This window comes from Protofrankia sp. Cr2, from assembly GCF_963555885.1.
Lineage (GTDB): Bacteria > Actinomycetota > Actinomycetes > Frankiales > Frankiaceae > Protofrankia.
On record NZ_CAUVXG010000039.1, the window covers coordinates 8,556 to 26,439 of the forward strand.

A 17,884-nucleotide genomic window follows, 5' to 3' on the forward strand; every position below is an offset into this window, starting at 1 on the left:
GGGCTCTGCGGTGCATCCCTCCCCGGCTGGAGAAGACGTGTCACCGAGATTGGTAAGGGGGCGGGTAGGCGTCGCCCTCGCGCTGGCCGGCGCGGTCGTGGCGTTCACCGGTTCCCTGTTCCTGCCGGGAGCGGCGCCGGCGCGGGCCGCGGTCGCCCCGATGGCGACGACCGTCCCGGCACCGGCGATCGGGGCGAACGCAACGGTGACCGTCAGCCAGACGACCGACCTCGGTTTCGAGGCGATCCACCTCAGCTGGAAAGGCTTTCCATCCAGCGGGGCGGACCTGTCGACGAACGAGGTCCGCATCTACCAGTGCCGCCCCGACCCGAAGTCGGCCGCCGACTGCTACGGATCGGAGACCCTGGCGTCGGGTTCCGATCCCACCGCGCTCGGCGGGCTCAACGGCGCGGGTCCGGACGGGCCGGGTAACAGGCGTAAAGCGATCACTGCGCCGGACGGGACGGGCAGCGTCGACTTCGTGGTCGAGACGGGGCGTGAGCTGACCAGCCTGGGCTGTAGCGCGTCACGGCCCTGCTCGCTGGTTCTGTGGAAGCTCACGACGCCGGCCGCCGAGCTCGTGAACAGCTGGACGCCGCACCTCACCATCCCGTTGACCTTCCGTCTCGGCGCCGGAGCATGCTCGATCAACAACCCCGACTTCACCTCCGAAGGCGCTCCCGTGGTCAACCTGGCGATGCTGAGCTGGACGGCCCGCTCGTGCGCGGGCACGCCCGCGCTCAACGTCGACTACTCGCTGCTCGGCGACACCCAGGCCAGGTCGGACTTTGCCGCCGGCACCGTCGACATGGCCCTGACCACGCGTCCGGCTGCCACCGGCGCGACCGGGCCGAATCCGGTGGCCTACGCGCCGCTCGCGGTATCGGCCATCTCGCTGGGCTTCCTGCTCGACGACCCCGTGACGCATAAGGCCATCACCTCGCTGCGGCTCAACGCCCGGCTGGTCGCCAAGCTGCTCACGCAGTCCTATCCCGGCCTGTACGGTTCGGGCGGACCGCCCGGCTGCGACCCCACGGCGCCCATCACCGGGCCGGGTAGCGCGTACTGCCCCAACCCGGGGACGACGGGGAACCCGGTAACGATCTTTGCGGACCCGGAGTTCCAGGCGCTCAACCCCGGCGTCGACTGGGCGAAGGACTTCACCGCCCAGAACTACTTCCCGCCGGTGCTCACGGCCGACGGCGAGGACCTGACCTACGAGGTGACTCGCTGGCTCGCCGCGGACCCGGACGCGAGTGCTTTCCTCAAGGGCACCAAGGATCCGTACGGCATGCACGTCAGCAACTACTTCCTGGACGCGTGGAACAAGGGCAACGTGCAGTACCCGCTCGACACCTTCCGCACGGTCGACCCGACGTCGGCGATGAACATGACCTTCGCCCCGCTGAGCGGGCTTGACGCGGTCGTCCGCCAAGCCGCGGCCGGTGCCCCGGCAGGCAAGGACCCGAGCACCATCTCCGACCAGGACCCCAGCCACCAGCCGTCGTCCTACTCGGCGGCGCGCCAGGGTGCCCGTTCGTTGTTCGTGCTGTATGACAGCGCGGACGCAACCAACCTGAGCATGCCGCAGGCGGAACTGAAGAACGCCGCCGGCTCCTTCACCGCCCCGACCGAGACGTCCGTCACGGCGGCTGTCAAGGCCATGAGCGTCGATGCGAGCGGCGTCCGCCAGGCCGACTACGCGGCGACCGACCCGGCGCTGTACCCGCTCCCGCTGGTCCACTACGCCATGGTCCCGACGGGCGGTATCGACAAGACCAAGGCCGCCAAGATGGCCGACTTCATCAACCTCGCCGCGGCCAAGGGCCAGGAACACGGGATCGACAACGGCCAGCTGCCCGCGGGCTACCTCAGCCTGCCGGCGAACCTGGTCGCGCAGGCGGGCACGGTGGAGGCCGCGCTGCGCCTTCAGGCCGCGCCGCCGGCATCGACCGGCACACCGACGGCGTCAGCGAGCCCGTCGCCGGTGGCGCAGGCCACATCCTCAGGCGCTGGTAGCGGGTCCGCGGCGGGCGGCACGACGGCGTCCGGGACGGGCGGCAGTGGTACCACCTCCGGGACCAGCGGTGCCGGGACCACCGCCGGCGGTGCCGGTGCTGGTGCTGGTGCCGGGACCGGCACCAGCGGCGGTACGGCCAGTCCTCGCCCCAGTGCGACGGCTCGGGCCAGCGCCAGCTCGTCGGCCCGGGCCACGCCGAAGGCGAGTTCCACCGCGGCGTTCACCACCTCGGCCCGGACGGGACCGTTGGTGGAGTCCACCGGCGTCGGGCGGCACGCGATACTGCTCTTGATCGTGATCGGACTCGGCTCGGTGGCACTCGGCCTCGGGCTCGTCTGGTATTCACACGGCGGACCTGCGTCGGCATCGACGCGGTCACTGACCCGGGTCCTGCCGCGGATGTGGAAGTAGACGGGGTGAGCGTGACGACTCAGGCACCGGCACCGGTACCGACACCGGGAGCGCTGGCGACCGCGGCACCGGGCGCGGCACCGACCGCGGCACCGCCGAGCCGGGGCAGGCGGCCACAACGCCAGCCGCCACGCCCGCCGGTGGGCGGTCGGGCGGTCATCGTGATCGCAGTCGGGCGGGTTCTCATCACGCTGGCCGTGCTGATGCTCGGCTTCGTCGGCTATCTGCTCGTGGTATCCGGGCTGCAGGAGGCCCGGACCCAGGACAACCTCTACAAGACGTTCCGCGGCCAGCTCGCTCAGGTCGGCGACGAGGTCGCTCCGGTGGCACCACCGATCACGCCGGGTGTGCCGGTGGCGATCATCGAGATTCCGCGGTTGAAGGTCCGTCAGGTCGTGGTCGAGGGCACCACCAGCGGCGCGCTCACCCGCGGGCTGGGCCATCGGCGGGACACACCGCTGCCGGGACAGGCCGGTACGGCGGTCGTCTACGGCCGGCGCACCACGTTCGGTGCGCCCTTCGGCATGCTTGACAAGCTGCGGACCGGCGATCAGATCATCGCGACCACCGGTCTGGGCATCTCGAAATTCACGGTCGTCGAGGTCCGCGACGGGCGCACCCCACCGACGCCGGTGACCGGGTCCGTCCACCGGATCACGCTGGTGACCTCGGCGCCAGCCGTCAGCCCGACGCACACGCTGACGGTCACGGCCAACCTGACGACCGCCGCGATGCCCTCCGCCGGTACCCGCCCGGCCATCTACGCCGACGAGCGTTCGCTTGCCGGCGAGCCCGCTGCTGCGCTGGCCCTGTTGCTGTGGGCACAGGTGCTGCTCGTCGCGGTGGTGTTCGCGACCTGGTTGTTCCACCGCTGGGAGACGCCGTCGGCCTATCTTCTGAGCGCACCTGTGCTGGTAGCGGTGGTCTGGAACGTCTACGAAAGCCTCGCCCGCCTGCTTCCGAACCTGCTCTAGCCCGTGAACCTGCGTGAGCCCGCTGGGCCGCCGGGTGCGCGGAACAGCACGATCGCACATCGTCCGACTGGAAAGGACTGACGTCATGTCCGACGCGCCCATGATCGGCATCCCCGCGCTCGACAAGCCGACCGAGGAGCTACCGGGCGTGGCCGATCCGGCGACTGCGGTGACTGCGACGGCGACGGCGACCGGGCTGATCCCCGCTGCCCGCCGCGAGCGCACCGGGCCGGTTTCGGGTGCGGCGCTGGAGACCAGGGACATCTCCGCATGGTTCGGCGAGCGCAAGGTGCTTGACCGGGTATCGCTGACCATGAGACCCGGCGAGGTGACGGCGCTCATCGGTCCCTCGGGCTGCGGCAAGTCCACTTACCTGCGGATCCTGAACCGGATGCACGAGCTCATCCCGAGCGCGTCCCTGGCTGGTCAGGTTCTGCTCGACGGCGAGGACATCTACGCCGCCGACAAACGGGCACAGGAGACCCGCCGGCGGATCGGCATGGTCTTCCAGAAGCCCAACCCGTTTCCCGCCATGACGGTCTTTGACAACGTCGCGAGCGGTCTGAAGCTTGCCGGGATCAAGGGCAAGGACAAGGAATCCCTGGTGGAGCGGTGCCTGCTGCGGGCCGGCCTGTGGAACGAGGTCCGCACCCGGCTGCGCTCGCCGGGTGGGGCGCTGTCGGGCGGACAGCAGCAGCGGCTGTGCATCGCCCGATCCCTGGCCGTCGAGCCGGATGTGCTGCTGATGGACGAGCCCTGCTCGGCCCTGGACCCGACATCCACCCGCCGGGTCGAGGAGACCATCGCCGAGATCGCCTCGGATGTGACGATCATCATCGTGACGCACAACATGCAACAGGCTGCGCGGGTATCCGACCACTGCGCGTTCTTCCTCGCTGAGGAGGGGCGTCCCGGCCACGTCGTCGAGTACGGGCAGACCCAGCAGATGTTCGGTGACCCGCACGACCCGCGGACCGCCGACTACGTCAACGGCCGTTTCGGCTGAGCCTGGAGCGGGGCCCAGGGTGCCGGGGGACCGGAAGTGGATCGGGTGCGCAGCGGCGGCCGATAGTCGGGTCAGCCCGCGGGCAGGACGAGCTCGGAGAGCAGGCTGGCGAGCAGGCCATGGACCCGGGTGTCGATGTCGTCGCGGATTGTCCGGACCCTGTCGGGGTCGGCCACGGCCGGGTCGTCGATCGGCCAGTCCTCGTACCGTTTGCCGGGAACATACGGGCAGGTGTCCCCGCAACCCATGGTGATCACAACGTCGGCGGCGGCGAGGATGTCGTCGGTCAGCGGCTTGGGGAACTCCTCGTCGAGGCTCAGGCCGCGTTCCTTCATCGCGGCGATCACCTCGGGGTGGATGCCGTCGGCGGGGTCGGAGCCGCCGGTTCGGATGTGGAGCTGGTTGCCCGCGTAGTGGCGGGTGAAGGCGGCGGCCATCTGGGAGCGCCCGGCATTGTGGACGCAGACGAACAGCACCTCCGGGACCCGCTTGGCGATCAGTCCGCGGACCGTGCCCAGCGCTTCGAGCCGTTCCCGGGTGAGGCGATCCGCCAGCGTCGGGAGGAAGGTCATCACCCGGGCCTTCGTGGCCAGCCGTTGGTAGGAGTCGGCGAACACCTGCTCGACCTCGGCGCGATCGAAGCTCGTTTCGTAGTCGTAGGCCAGCCGCGTCACCATCACGTAGACCTGGTGTCGGCCTGCCGGATCAAGCTGCTGCGTCATGTCAGTGATGTCGCTCATGGAGCGCACCTCGATTCAGAAGATCAGATGATGACGCTCATCGACCACCATCTATACCTTAGGCGCCGAGGATGCGCGCGCTCATAGAGCGCTGTCAATACCTGGCCGCTCTGCTATGCCAGGGCGGATCCGGTCAGGCCGCGATCGGCGTGGCCTCGGACGCGACGGCGGCGCGCGCCGTCCGGCCCCGCCATCCCAGGGCCGGCGCGGCCCCGCGCAGCATCAGCGCGGCGTGGACGCCGGCGAACGCGATGCTGTTCGCCATTCCCGGGCTCTGGTCCTGCGTCAGCCCGTAGATCGAGGCGGCGATCAGCACCACGGCCACGGCGACAGGCACCACGACCACCGACGGTTGCCAGGACCCGGCCCCCTGCTTCGGCGTGACGACGAAGCGGCCGGGTCGGCGCAGTACCGCTCGCACCGTGGACAGCACCCCGATCCAGAAGCTCGCGCTCTGCAGGGTGAATGCGCCAAAGGTGTAGCTGCCGTTCCCGGCCAGCGCGACCGTGCCGAGAGCCACCACGAAGTAGGGCGCGAAGTGCAACAAGAACTGGTCGGCGCTGGCCGCGGTGATCGGCTGGACGCCGAACAGGATCCGGACCAGGGGCATGATCATGTAGATGAGCACCGTCCAGCCGGACAGGAAGTAGCCGGCGGACAGCAGGTACTGCGCCTTCAACCGCCGGGGCAGCTGCGCGGCCAGCACGGCCGGGATCGCCGAGATGCAGCCTCTGGACCACCGCAGCTGCTGGCTGGTGTAGGACGCCATGTCAGCCGGCCCGAGGCCGCTGGCCAGTACCTCGGGTACGTAGACCGACCGCCACCCGCCGCTGTGCATGCGGATCGACAGCTCGAAGTCCTCGGTCAGCGAATCCTCGGGGAATCCGCCCACCTCCGCCAGGGCCGTACGGCGGAAGACGATGTTCGTTCCGCAGCAGAACATCGACCCCAGGCCGTCCTTGCCCCGCGCGATCCCACCGAAGAAAAGCGCCTGCTGTGCCCATGACGTCCCGGCGACCTCGTTGGTCGAGGCGTTCGCGTAGTACTGCGGCGTCTGTACGAAGCCCACGCCGGGGTCGTCGAGGTGACCGAGCGTCGCTTCAAGAAAATCCGGGTGCGGCACGTGGTCGCAGTCGAAGACGACCACGATCGGCGCGGAGGTTCGGCCGAGTGCATGGTTGAGATTGCCGGCCTTTGCGCCGTGGTGTTCCGCCCGGGTGATGTAGCCGGCACCGTGCCGGCTGGCCAGCGCGGCCATCTGCGGGTTGTCGCCGTCGTCCAACAGGAACACGCGCACCTGCGCGCCCCGCAGCCGAACCGCCGCGGCCACCGTCGGTTCCACCACGTCGACCGGTTCGTTGTAGACCGGCACCAGGATGTCCACGGCGATCTGCCCGCTGGCCCGCGGACGGCGCCGGCGTACGCGCTCCCGGGAGCAGGTCCACCAGAATCCCAGTGCCTGCACCGCATTGAATGCCTCGGCGAGCAGCAACAGGGTGTAAAGGAACGCGTTGCCGACCCGTCCGGGCGCCAGCAGCCAGCCGAAGTACCAGCAGAAGGCGAGCACGTTCAGCGGCAGCAGGAGCAACATCCGACGCCGCAGCGGCCGGCCCGAACCCATCGGTTGCCACGTCGGCGGCGCGAGCCGCGGGTCCGCGACAGTGCCGGTTTCGGTTTCGGTGCCGGTTTCGGTGCCGGTGCCGGTGTCGGTGCCGGTGCCGGTCCTCTTGTCGACGGTGACCGGGTGGCGCGCCGCGGGGGGCACCGGAGACAGGCGGCGGTTGTCCGCGAGGGTCTCCCGGCTCGGCGTGAAGGTCACTGCAGCTCCCAGACGATTACTTGAGGGGCGTGGAAGGTGTCGACGACCTGTCGGCGTTGTTCCAGCCGGGCCAGGAGGGCGCCGGTGTCCACCGCGACATTGGGATCGGACAGGAAGCTTCCGACGACGAACACGTGGCGGGCGGTTCTGGCGCGTGCCAGTGCTCCGGAGCCGGGACCATAGGAGGGGACCGACGGTGAATAATAATCAACGACATCGACCAGGAAGATCGGCGAATATATGATTATATCGCCTGGTTTCGCATGGGCGGTGACGTGCTTCAACGCACCGTCAAAGTCGTACAGGCGAGGGTCGCTCGGATTCAGTTGCTGGTCCGCCAGCGCAACCACGAGTGTCAGGCTGGCCAGCCCGACGCCGAGCACGATTCCCGCCGTCGTACGCAACCAGTTCGTGAGCGCACGGCCGGCGAGAAGGAGCAGTCCGGGCAGGATACCGACGAAGTACCGGACCTCGAACAGGTTGTCCTTCTGCGTACCGAGCGCGAACAGAAACAGCACCGGGACGAGTACGGTCGCGGCGATCGACAACGCGCTGCGCGAATGGCCCCGACCGAGCAGCAGGAAGGCAACCAGCATCCCCAGCGGCCACAGCGCGACCAGGGTGGCCACGATCGCGTCCGAGTGGTACCCGAAGACAGCCCAGACCCCGTTCGCGCCGATCGAGTAGATCGAGAGCAGCGGATGGCTACCAGCGGCGGTGACGTCACTGGTCTGCGCGGCGAAACCCACCCCGCCACGGGCGTTGTAGGCGTGGAGCTGAGCGTTGACGAACGGCACCAGCGGCGCGACGAGCAACGCCAGTGTGGCCAGGCTGGTCAACCACGGCACCACGATGTCCGGCCCGTCCCGACTGGCGCGGCGTGATCCGCGCCGGCGCCAGGCGATCACGGCGAACACGATCTGCTGGGCGAGGATCTGCAGCGTCGCGAAGTAATGGGTCCACAGCAGCGCCGCGCTGGCCAGGGTGTACATCACCCAGGACAGGCGGCCGCCGACCCGCAGCACCCGTGCCTGTGCCCAGGTGGCGCTGACTCCGAACAGCAGGAACAGCGGGTACATCCGCGTCTCCTGCGAGTACCAGACCGCGAACGGGGCGAAGACGCCGAGGATGGCCGCGGCCATCCCGGCCCGGCGGTCGTAGAGCTCACGGCCGGCCAGGTAGAGCATCGGCACCATCAGGCTGCCGGTCACGATCGAGGGCAACCGAACGGCCAACTGGCCGGTCCCGAACAGGTGGACTTCCACCCACAACACCGTGGCGAACAGCGGCGGATGCACGTCGGTGTCCCGCAGCGCGCGGATCGACTCGTGAAACGGAAAGAGCTTGGCCTGGCGGATACTGATCGCTTCGTCGACCCAGATGCTGTGCGGCGACAGGAGCCGGATGACGATCCCGAGCACGGTGAGGCCCGCGATCACCCACCCGGTGTGGTTGGCGATCACTTGGCGCAGGCGGAGCGGCCATGCGGTGCCCACGGCGGCGGGACGCGCGCGCAGCATGGTCACGGTGCCCACCGACACGGTCAGCGTGGTCATGGCGGCCAACGTGACCAGCGCGATCGAGCGCGCGTCGTCATGGAAGAGCGCGATGCCGACCGCCTGGCCGACCACGGTGACCCCGACCGCGATGCTCGACGTCCGGCCGCCGGCGGTGACGCAGTTCTCCGCGGCCAGCACCCGGGCCAGACCGAACATCGCCATCGCCCCGACATAGGCGACGCCGAGCCGGCCGGTCTCGGCGTAGGCGGGGCCGAGAAGTGACACCCAGACCCCGGTCGGCGTCACCGCGACGACCAGGAGCGCACCGAGACCGACCGCGGCCGCCCCGCCCAGTGCGACGAGTACGGCCCCGGTGTCACGGTTCGCGGCCCGTGGCAGCAGCACCATCGGGATGGTCGCGGTCGCGAACGCCGCGACGCCGCCGAGCGTTGACAGGACCGCGAACAGTGCGGCCTGGTCGCGCCCGAGGAGCGCGTTCGCCCACAGGAGATCCTGGTTCGCCAGGACGGCGAGCAGCAGGAACACCACCATCGTCGCTGTCTGCCGGCTCGCGCCGGTGGCGCTGTGCGAAGCTGACTGTGCCACCCCGGCACCGCGCCACCGAGCAATCCCGAGCGCGCAGTAGCCGGCGGCGACCACAGCCACCGCTCCGCCGACCGGACCAAGCGCCGCGGTCAGCACCACGCCGAGCGTCAGCCGTCCCACCGGCTCGGCCAGCAGGCTCGCGGTGACCCCGCCGACGAGCCCGGCACCGTACAGCTTCCCCCGGGCGAGCGCCAGCAGCCCCGCACCCGGGCCCGCGGCGGCCAGGACGAGCAGGAGCCCGGTCGACAGATGCAGCACGCCGGACAGCGGCACGCTCGTCGCCGCGAGGACCGCGCCGGCACCCGCGCCGAGGCCCAACCCGGCGCGGCGCAGCGCACGCTCGTCGCCCGGCGCAATCGCGCTACCCACCGACAGGCTGGCCGCCGGGACGTGCAGCAGGAGATAGAGAGCGATGAACGTGACCAGCTCGGCGTAGTCGCCCGGGCTCAGCAGCCGCAGCGCGACGATCGAGAACAGGAGATTGCCGCCGCCCGCGCCGAGCTGGCCGGCGATGACCATGACCTGCTCGGCCACGATCCGACGACGGGGCAGTGAGATGCCGGTGGCGCCGACGAACGTCGTATTCTCGGCGGTGACGGTCACGCCAGCCCACCGTAACGTAGCCGGCACAGACCGGACCCATCCTCCGCCATCGGTTGTTCCCCCGCTGTCTCTGCGCGCCTTCACCGGCGCGAAAGAGTGGGTCGCACCGCCTTTGGCTGTCTGGATGTCGGCCGCGGTCGGGGCGGCGCCGGCCCGAAAGGGCGCAGGGATACCAGCGGGTGGATGGGAACGCCGCGGTCAATGCATGGTCGCATGCGAAGTGCTCGGAAAAGATCCGCACGCGCGGCGTCGCCGCGCCATGACCCCTTGGCTTCCTTGTCCCCCCAAGTCGGCTCCCCGCATCAGACGGAGATCGACCCGATCACGGTTTCCAACTCTGTCCTCGCCGCATTTCCTGACTGTCTCGCCATGGCAAATTCGCCATGGACGGTGGGTGGCCAGTTGGTGGAGCCGGTCGCATCCGGCGAACAGCCGTTGGTTGCGTGGCCGTCCATACCCGATTTCTCTTCTGAACAACGACACTTTGATCTATAAATGTTCAGTGTACAGATTTCGAACGACAGTTGAATTGCCGGGTGTCGATTCGGGATCTGGATCAAAGGTTGGTCCGTCGGGTTTTCATGATCGAATATTTCTGGTCGACTGACGTGCTGGAGTGACGGTGCTCTCTCCGTATAACGTGCAGAAGCACAAGGGCGCGAGGATCGCCCACGGGGGAACAACGGCCGGCAGCGGTGGCACCCGGCGGGCCGAAGGCGGTGCGATCATGCTTTTCGCGCAGCGCCGAGTGGGTTGTACGAAGCAGCCGTGATCGGGTTTACCGGTGTGCCGCCTCGCGGCACACCGGGGCGGAGGCTGAATTCCTGTTGGTGACGGGTATGGACAACCGCCCGGATGAACGGAGGAGTATGCAGTCACAGCGGGGCGGGCACGAGCTGCGACACCTCGCGCACATCGTGCTGGTCACCACCATGGCGGTGGGCGGGCTGGGCGGTTCGCAAGGTCCCGTGTCGGCGTCCTGGCTGCAGTCGCCGGTCCCGGCGTCGGCCACTCGGACGCCCGGATCCGTCCTCGGCTCCGGGTTGTACGGCGGCTGGATCGGGCAATCGGACACCACGCTGCGGGCTGATCTACGCGATCTTGTTCGGCAGGCGTACGCGGTGCCGGAGCTCACCGGCGAACCTGTCGATACACCCGGGACGGCCACCACACCTGAGACGGCCTTCACACGTGAGGCGGCATTCTGGCGTACCGTCGCGCAGGCGCGGGACTTCGCTGGTCTCGGTCCGTCACCGCAGGCCCGAGCTGCGTTGCGGTTTGCACTCGACCAGCTCGGCCGGCCCTATGAGTGGGGTGCGGAAGGTCCGGATTCCTATGATTGTTCCGGGCTCACCCAGCGGGCGTTCGCGAGCACGGGGATCCTCATTCCCCGGGTGGCCGCGGATCAGGCCCGGGTCGGCCAGGCCGTCGTGTTGGCCGAGTTGCTGCCCGGTGACCTTGTCTTCTACGCCTACGACAGCTCCGATCCAGCGACGATCCATCACGTCGCGATGTACGTCGGTGGCGGCCTGGTGATCCACGCGCCGCAGACCGGGGACGTGGTCCGTATCACGCCCCTGTGGTTGGCCGGTTACCTCGGTGCGGTCCGACTCTCACAGGCGACGCGTGGCACAGGCATAACCACGGTCGGCCCGTTCGCGGTGCAACCGCCGCCCGCCGACGGCAGCGCGATTGACCCACTCACGATCCCACCGGTCCGTGACGATCCGGGTGGCGGTGTCGTCGCCGGCGAGCCGCCAGCCGTCACTGCGCCAGCCGTCACTGCGCCAGGCGGCCAGGCGACTCCCGATGCCGGGTTGTCGCAGGCCCCGACACCAACCGATTCCGCCATCGCTGTGACGCCGTCGCCGGCCGGCCCGGTTGAGCCGACACCCACCTCCGGTGCAGTGCCGCCGCCGGACCCGACGCCGGCTGTCACCCCGAGCGCCACGGCGCCTGCATCAACCGAGCCGCCGGCTGCTACGGCGTCGGCGCCACCCGCGGCGACGGCGTCGGCACCGCCCGCGGCGACGGCGTCGGCGCCACCGCCGGCTGCTACGGCGTCGGCACCGCCCGCGGCGACGGCGCCACCGCCGGCTGCGTCTTCCTCGTCAACCACCACACAGGTGCCGCCGGCTGGTGGGTGAACCCCGAGCCCGATACACAGCACAGACATTCGGACGAGGAAACCGCCGGCGGTGCGTACGCCGCCGGCCTGAATCGGGGGCGGACAATGAAAACAGGTCAACAGCTGAGGTCCTGTGGGGAGTGCGGTCATGAATGGCGGCTTCATCGTCGTGGGGAGTTGCTTCTCTGTTGTGATGTAGTGCATTGCCGGTGCCGTCAACTGGTCGGGGACTATGTGGGCCAGCTCGATCTCGAGCCGTATGAGTCGGTGCCCTGCGCGGTTGGGTGCGGGCGTGCCGCCCAGCGTGGAGACATTCGGTGTCGGCGCTGCCGCGGTGCGCTTCGCCGCCAGCCGTCGTCGGTGCCGATCCGTGCCGTCGGCCGACATCACCGCGGCAGCCTGTGGGCCGCACAATAGCGGCGTTCGGTCGATCCTGTTCTTTGGCTTTTATTGGTGTCTGGTGTCTGGTGGTGACGGACTGCCTACGTTGCTCGAGGCGGGTCGGGGCCGGAATCTCAACCCGACGCTGAACACAGATTCATCCACGGTAACGCATCGTAGCGTTTCTCTCGGACTCTACCCGGAGTTCCAGCTATGGACACCATGCCTGGAGCAAACAGCCATGCAACCGCAACTTTGACGTCTCCTGGCGGTCACGGCCAGGAAACTGGCCGGGTAGAACCTTGCTTGGATTTCTCAAATGAGTATTTTCAACGCTGGGACCCAGGGGGAGGGGGCGGGCGGAACAGATCGCACTGCGGCCGGCAGCGGCTGGCCATCATGCCGTATGCCGGCTTGTGTCGCCGAATTTTTGAAATATATCCGGCGACCTGTCGGTGAATGTGTTTCCCGCCTTTGTGGACTCTCCTGGTAAGGGAGTGCAATGCATCTAGACATCATTATTCCCGCGCACAACGAGGAGCATCGGATCGGTCGTACGTTGGACAGCTACCTGCGTGCGCTAGACGCACCGGGCATTCGCTTCCTCGTGGCGCTGGATCATTGCACCGACGGAACCGCGGCGATCGTTCGTAGTCGTCAGCTCGCCGATGGCAGATTGCACATGTATCGTTACCCGAAGCTCGGCAAGGGCGGCGTGATAATTGAGACGCTCCGGCGAACCGATGCGGAACTTGTCGCCTTTGTCGACGCTGATCGCGCCACCCCGCCGGGGGAGTTGTTGAGACTCGCGGCGGTCGCCCAGGACGTCGGAGCCGCTGTGGCCAGTCGGTGGCATCCGGCCTCGCTCGTGCCGGTAGCCCGTCCGTTGGGACGCCGGACGGCCAGTTTCGGTTTTTCGACGTTGGTTCGCATGATGTTCAGATTGCCCTACTTCGACACCCAGTGCGGCGCCAAGGTGCTTCGGCGGGATGTCCTGGAGCAGGTTGCTCCACATCTGTCCGCCCGTGATTTCCTCTTCGACGTCGATCTTCTGATCGTGGCCCGCGCCTTGGGATGTGAGGTGGCCGAGGTGCCCACCGTCTGGATTGACCAGAAGGGCTCGCGGCTGAATCTGTTCGCGGACAGCCGCCGCATGGGCCGCTCGCTCCTGCGATTGTGGCTGCGTCATCGGATGTTGCCGGTCCCGACGCCCGTCCCCGCCGAACCCGGGGTCCAGCCGGCACCGCTCGTGACAGGTCAGCAGGTTGTCGATGTCGCGGCCTGATGTAGCACTCGTTGCGCCCTATCCCCCGCGGGGCGCGAAGCACGCAGGGTCGAGCGGTGTCGCGTCCTATGCGGCGAACCTGGCGACGTCGCTGGTGGACGCGGGTGCGACGGTCGCGGTGGTCGCTCCTAAGATCAAGATGGTGGAGTCGGACGCGGCCATCCCAGGTGAGGGCCCCGTGCTCACCGTCCATCGCTCTTTCGGTGACCGACCGTGGTCGCTGCTGGCGGCCTGGCGTTCGGCACGGGAGACCGGAGCTCCGATCATCCATCTGCAGCACGAGCTGTTCCTCTACGGCGGCGCCGCGGCGTTGCCGTCGCTGGTGACGGCGTTGTCTGCCCGCCGCCGTGGCCGACCTGCGGTTGTCGTCACGATGCACCAGGTGGTCTCACCCCAGGACGTCACACCGGAGTACACACGGATGCATCGGGTAATGGTGCCGGCGCCGGTGGCGCGCGGCGGACTCGCCGGCCTGCAGCGTACGGTGAGCCGACTGGCCGACGCGGTCGTGGTCCACGAACGTGCGTTCACCGATGTCGTACCGTCCGCCGTACTCATCCCACATGGGATCGAGGAGCTTGTCACTCCGGATCGCAGGGACAGTCGGCGCGCGCTCGGTCTCGACGGTCGGCTGACCGTTCTCTGCTTCGGCTTCGTCGCGCCCTACAAGGGCCTCGAGCTTGCCTGCGAGGCAGCCGCGTTGGCCGGTGACACCGTCCAGCTTGTGGTTGCCGGCGGTGACCATCCGCGGATGACCGGAACGGGTAGCTACGCGGACGGGCTTCGCGAACGGTTCGCGGGGAGGGTGCGGTTCGTCGGGTACGTACCGGAAGAGCAGGTCGGCAAGTGGTTCGCGGCCGCCGACCTCGCGTTGCTGCCGTATCCGAAACCGCACGCGAGCAGCGGCGTCCTGGCTCTGGCGTTCGGTTACCGAACCCCCGTACTGCTGTCACATGCGCTTGCCGATTGCGTCGGCGCCCCGCCGTTGATGACCATACCGGGAACGCCGGCGGCGCTTGCTGACCGGTTGCGGGAACTCGCACGGGACCAGGGACAACTCGACCGGATCCGGACGGCGAACGCCTTTCTGGCCGACGGTAGGTCCTGGCCCACCGTGGCCAGCCGTCATCTCGATCTCTACGAGGAGGTGACCGGTGGCAAGGGTGCTGTTGGCCGGCGCGTTCGGACAGCGTAATCCGGGCGACGAAGCGCTGCTGGAGGCGTTCCTGCGGGCGCTGTCCGACTGTGATCTCGTAGTCACCACGGCCCGTCCAGGATGGACCGAGTACACCTATGGATGTGATGCCGTCGACAGCGGCGATCCGTGGGCGGTCGGCCAGGCACTGCGGGGTGCGGATGTGATCGTCATCGGTGGTGGAACGATTTTCAAGACGCTGCACCCGAGCGCGGGCCGGGCAGCGCGTTCGCTGTTGACGCGCTCACTCGCACTCGTCACCTCGGCGCGAACGCTGGGACGTCGGGTGGCCGCGGTCGGTGTCGGTGTCGGCCAGCTGCCCGATCCGGTTTCGCGATGGCTTGCCCGCGAGCTGGTCCGCCGTATCGACCTTCTCGTTCTCCGTGACGAGGAGTCCGCACACCTGCTGCGGAACTGCGGTGCACCGACACCGTTTCGAGTCGGCTCCGATCCCGCGTGGACGTTGCTGAACCCGCCCCTGCATACCGGGGGGCGGCACAATACCGGGAGCCGGCACAGTGGCCGTGACGACACGATTCTCGTTGCACTCAGTCATTTAGCGGCCAGCGGACGGGAGCTCTGGTCGTTGCTCGACCGGCTCGCGGATGCCCTCACCGAGCAGGCCGCCGACGGGTTGCAGGTACTTCTTCAGCCGTGGCAGGTCGGTACCTCGGGCATGGACGACCATGCGATAGCGTCATATCTGCATGCTCGGCTGGACGGCAGCATTGTTCTGCCACCGCCGGCAGACCTGACTGAGGCACGGGCGAGCGCCGCTTCGGCCAGGCTGCTCGTCGCGATGCGCTTCCACGCGCTCGTCGCCGGTGCCGCAGCCGGTGCCCCGGTGGTCGCGGTCGCACACGAGGCTAAGCTCGCAGGCCTTGCACGCCGGCTCGGTCAACCCGCTGTCCGGACGGACGCGTCCACGGGTGAGCTGGCGGCCGCGATGCGCCGTGCCCGGTCCGCAGGGGGCACGCCGCCGGCGAGCGTGCAGGCGGAGACAGCCCAGGCTGAGGAGGGCTTCCGACTGCTGCGACTCCTGATCGACCACGAGCGTTGGGACGAGACGGACACCCTTACCGGACTTCGGCTGGAGCCCGCGTGGTGGGCGCCGCGTCCACACGAGCCCGGACCGTCCGCCAGTCCGCCCTCAGGCACGGACTGGCAACTCACCGGGCACGTGCCGGTATCACCACCCTCGGGTTCCCCGTAACCGGTGTCATCAGGTAGCTGCGACATCCGGCTGGAGCGCGGGAAGAATCATGAACACCGTGAGTGTGGCGTACCGGGCCGCCGCCGGCAGGGTGTCCGGCTGGGACATGTGGGTGAGCAGCGCATACTGGCTGCATGCGCCCAGGAGCACCGCAGCGGCGACACTGGGCTCGACATTCCGGTTGATCCGGTTAATCTGCTGCTCCTGGGCCAGATAGAACGCCACACCATCGTGAACCGTGGACAGATCGCGACGATCGGTGATGAGCTTCGTTCGCACCGCGGCGTGCAGTTCGGCGTCGGTGAACAGCCCCCCGGCCAGCGGTAGATACTGCGCGAAGAACGTGATCGCAGCCTGCGACAGCTCCTCGAGGTTGCCCTGTACCGTCCCGCGGCCGACGCGGAGCCGCAGCTGGCCGAGAGCGTCGTCGAGGGTTGGCATGCCTTCGAGCATCACCGCGGTGATGAGGTCCGTTTTGTCGGCAAAATGATTGTATATGCTGCCCACGGCCACGTTGGCTTCGCGCGCAATCTCCTTGGACGTCGCAACAGCCAGGCCGCGCGTGCGAATAACCTGGGTCGCCGCTTCGATGAGCCTATGTCGCATGAGCTGACGTGGCACCCGTCGCCTCCGTTTTCCCCCGTCAACGGCGGCCTTCTGGTCTGTACCCGACCTGACCGTTCTGTCTGTGCTGGAGGATAGGAGAGGATGGTCCGGAAAATATGATCGCCGGATAAAACAGCGGTGTCCGGGAAGTGAACGTCACCCGTCAAATTGCGATCAGTCAAACGCCCTCGAAAGTCTTCGTTCGGTCATCTCGGCGGCTTCCGGAATCGTGCCGGCGGCCCCGGAGCAACCAACCGGACAAAGGGCGTGCGATCGTGGTTCTTCTCGCACGCCCGGCAGCCCGGCAGCTACGAAATGGTCGCCACGCCCGGCGGGCTGAAACGGCGGCCGGTGATCTTCTCGCTGACGCCGGTGCGATCCAGGTACGGCGTGATGCCGCCGAGGTGGAACGGCCAGCCGGCACCGAGGATCAGGCACAGGTCCACATCCGCCGCCTCGGCGACCACGCCGTCGTCGAGGATGATCCGAATCTCCTCAGCGAGCGCGGCCAGCGCTGCATCCCGCACTTGCTCACCGGTCAGCACCGGGGCGTCACCGTCGGCATGGATCCGCAGGAGTTCGGCGGCCTCCCGATCGATTTCGTGGCGGTCCCCGGTCCCCGAGTAGACCCCGGTCCGGCCGGCGGCGACCAGCCGGGCAAGACCTTCGGGCTTGCCGAAGCGGTCAGGATAGGCGGCGTGGAGGGTCTCGGCGACGTGTAGGACAACCGCCGGGCCGACCAACCCGACCAGCGCCAGCGGGGACATCGGCAGGCCGAGGGGTTCGAGCGCCTGGTCGGCCACGGCCGGGGGGGTACCGTTCTCGATCGCGCCGAGCACCTCGCCCATGAAGCGGATGAGGAGGCGGTTGAGCGCGAACGCCGGCGTGTCGGAGGTGAGAACCGCATTCTTTTTGATCTTTTTCGCGACCGCGAGGGTGGTGGCGATGGCCGCGTCATCGGTCTGCCTGCCCCGGACGACCTCGACCAGTGGCAGGACGGCGACCGGATTGAAGAAGTGCAGCCCGGCGACCCGCTGCGGGTGCGCCAGCCCCGACGCCATCTCGCTGACCGACAGGGCCGAGGTGTTGGTCAGCAGCAGGGCGGTGGGGCTGAGCACCGCCTCCAGGTTGGTCAGGACCTGCCGTTTGACCGCGGGATCCTCGAACACGGCCTCGATGACGAGGTCTGCGTCGGCGAACGCGGTGAGGTCCGGCGAGCCGGTCACGCTCGCCTTCAGCCGCGACGCCTTGTCCGGGGAGAGCCTTTTCTTGACCAGGAGGTTGTCGATCTCGGTGTGGACGGCGGCCACACCGGCGTCAAGGCGGGCCCGGTCGACGTCGGTCAGCACGACCGGGACCTCCAGGCGCCGGGCGAACAGCAGCGCGAGCTGGCTCGCC

Annotated in this window: 12 protein-coding genes; 7 read left to right on the top strand and 5 right to left on the bottom strand. The window is 68.5% G+C overall.

Annotation, left to right across the window (positions count from 1 at the left end; genetic code table 11):
- From U9978_RS16870 to U9978_RS16880, 3 genes are all read left to right on the top strand, one after another.
- On the top strand, positions 1-2,431 hold a 2,431-nt coding region (locus tag U9978_RS16870; RefSeq protein WP_322762096.1), incomplete at its 5' end, for a hypothetical protein.
- A 5-nt stretch (positions 2,432-2,436) separates the two neighbouring features.
- Positions 2,437-3,405 carry a sortase gene (locus U9978_RS16875; RefSeq protein WP_322762097.1) on the top strand — a complete coding sequence of 323 codons (969 nt, stop codon included), beginning with the start codon at positions 2,437-2,439 and terminating at the stop codon, positions 3,403-3,405.
- An 85-nt stretch (positions 3,406-3,490) separates the two neighbouring features.
- Positions 3,491-4,411, top strand: a complete 921-nt coding sequence (locus U9978_RS16880; RefSeq protein WP_322762098.1) for a phosphate ABC transporter ATP-binding protein — start codon at positions 3,491-3,493, stop codon at positions 4,409-4,411.
- 71 nt (positions 4,412-4,482) lie between these two features.
- Here the strand turns inward: U9978_RS16880 and U9978_RS16885 are convergent, their stop codons facing one another.
- From U9978_RS16885 to U9978_RS16895, 3 genes are all read right to left on the bottom strand, one after another.
- Positions 4,483-5,151, bottom strand: a complete 669-nt coding sequence (locus tag U9978_RS16885) for a three-helix bundle dimerization domain-containing protein (protein WP_322762099.1) — start codon at positions 5,149-5,151, stop codon at positions 4,483-4,485.
- A 133-nt stretch (positions 5,152-5,284) separates the two neighbouring features.
- Entirely contained in the window at positions 5,285-6,970 is a 1,686-nt protein-coding gene (locus tag U9978_RS16890) for a glycosyltransferase family 2 protein (RefSeq protein ID WP_322762100.1), read from the bottom strand.
- Positions 6,967-9,678 carry a glycosyltransferase family 39 protein gene (locus tag U9978_RS16895; protein ID WP_322762101.1) on the bottom strand — a complete coding sequence of 904 codons (2,712 nt, stop codon included), beginning with the start codon at positions 9,676-9,678 and terminating at the stop codon, positions 6,967-6,969. Before U9978_RS16895 ends, U9978_RS16890 begins: the two co-directional genes overlap by 4 nt.
- Before the next feature lie 869 nt (positions 9,679-10,547).
- Between U9978_RS16895 and U9978_RS16900 the strand changes: the two genes are divergently transcribed.
- From U9978_RS16900 to U9978_RS16915, 4 genes are all read left to right on the top strand, one after another.
- Complete coding sequence (locus U9978_RS16900) at positions 10,548-11,825, top strand: C40 family peptidase (protein WP_322762102.1); 1,278 nt, start codon at positions 10,548-10,550, stop codon at positions 11,823-11,825.
- Between the two features lie 864 nt (positions 11,826-12,689).
- Entirely contained in the window at positions 12,690-13,472 is a 783-nt protein-coding gene (locus tag U9978_RS16905; RefSeq protein ID WP_322762103.1) for a glycosyltransferase, read from the top strand.
- Positions 13,459-14,667, top strand: a complete 1,209-nt coding sequence (locus tag U9978_RS16910; RefSeq protein ID WP_322762104.1) for a glycosyltransferase — start codon at positions 13,459-13,461, stop codon at positions 14,665-14,667. Before U9978_RS16905 ends, U9978_RS16910 begins: the two co-directional genes overlap by 14 nt.
- Complete coding sequence (locus tag U9978_RS16915) at positions 14,627-15,880, top strand: polysaccharide pyruvyl transferase family protein (RefSeq protein ID WP_322762105.1); 1,254 nt, start codon at positions 14,627-14,629, stop codon at positions 15,878-15,880. Before U9978_RS16910 ends, U9978_RS16915 begins: the two co-directional genes overlap by 41 nt.
- Before the next feature lie 9 nt (positions 15,881-15,889).
- On the opposite strand, the gene U9978_RS16920 is transcribed toward U9978_RS16915, so the two are convergent.
- Complete coding sequence (locus U9978_RS16920) at positions 15,890-16,501, bottom strand: TetR/AcrR family transcriptional regulator (protein ID WP_322762106.1); 612 nt, start codon at positions 16,499-16,501, stop codon at positions 15,890-15,892.
- Between the two features lie 293 nt (positions 16,502-16,794).
- A partial coding sequence (locus tag U9978_RS16925; RefSeq protein WP_322762107.1) for a 3-hydroxyacyl-CoA dehydrogenase family protein occupies positions 16,795-17,884 on the bottom strand: 1,090 nt, incomplete at its 5' end.

What these genes read in the sequence shown, in the direction of transcription:
- U9978_RS16880 (WP_322762098.1), top strand. Translation starts at nt 3,491, where the DNA reads ATGTCCGACGCGCCCATGATCGGCATCCCCGCGCTCGACAAGCCGACC.
- U9978_RS16905 (WP_322762103.1), top strand. Translation starts at nt 12,690, where the DNA reads ATGCATCTAGACATCATTATTCCCGCGCACAACGAGGAGCATCGGATC.
- U9978_RS16900 (WP_322762102.1), top strand. Translation starts at nt 10,548, where the DNA reads ATGCAGTCACAGCGGGGCGGGCACGAGCTGCGACACCTCGCGCACATC.
- U9978_RS16885 (WP_322762099.1), bottom strand. Translation starts at nt 5,151, where the DNA reads ATGAGCGACATCACTGACATGACGCAGCAGCTTGATCCGGCAGGCCGA.
- U9978_RS16910 (WP_322762104.1), top strand. Translation starts at nt 13,459, where the DNA reads ATGTCGCGGCCTGATGTAGCACTCGTTGCGCCCTATCCCCCGCGGGGC.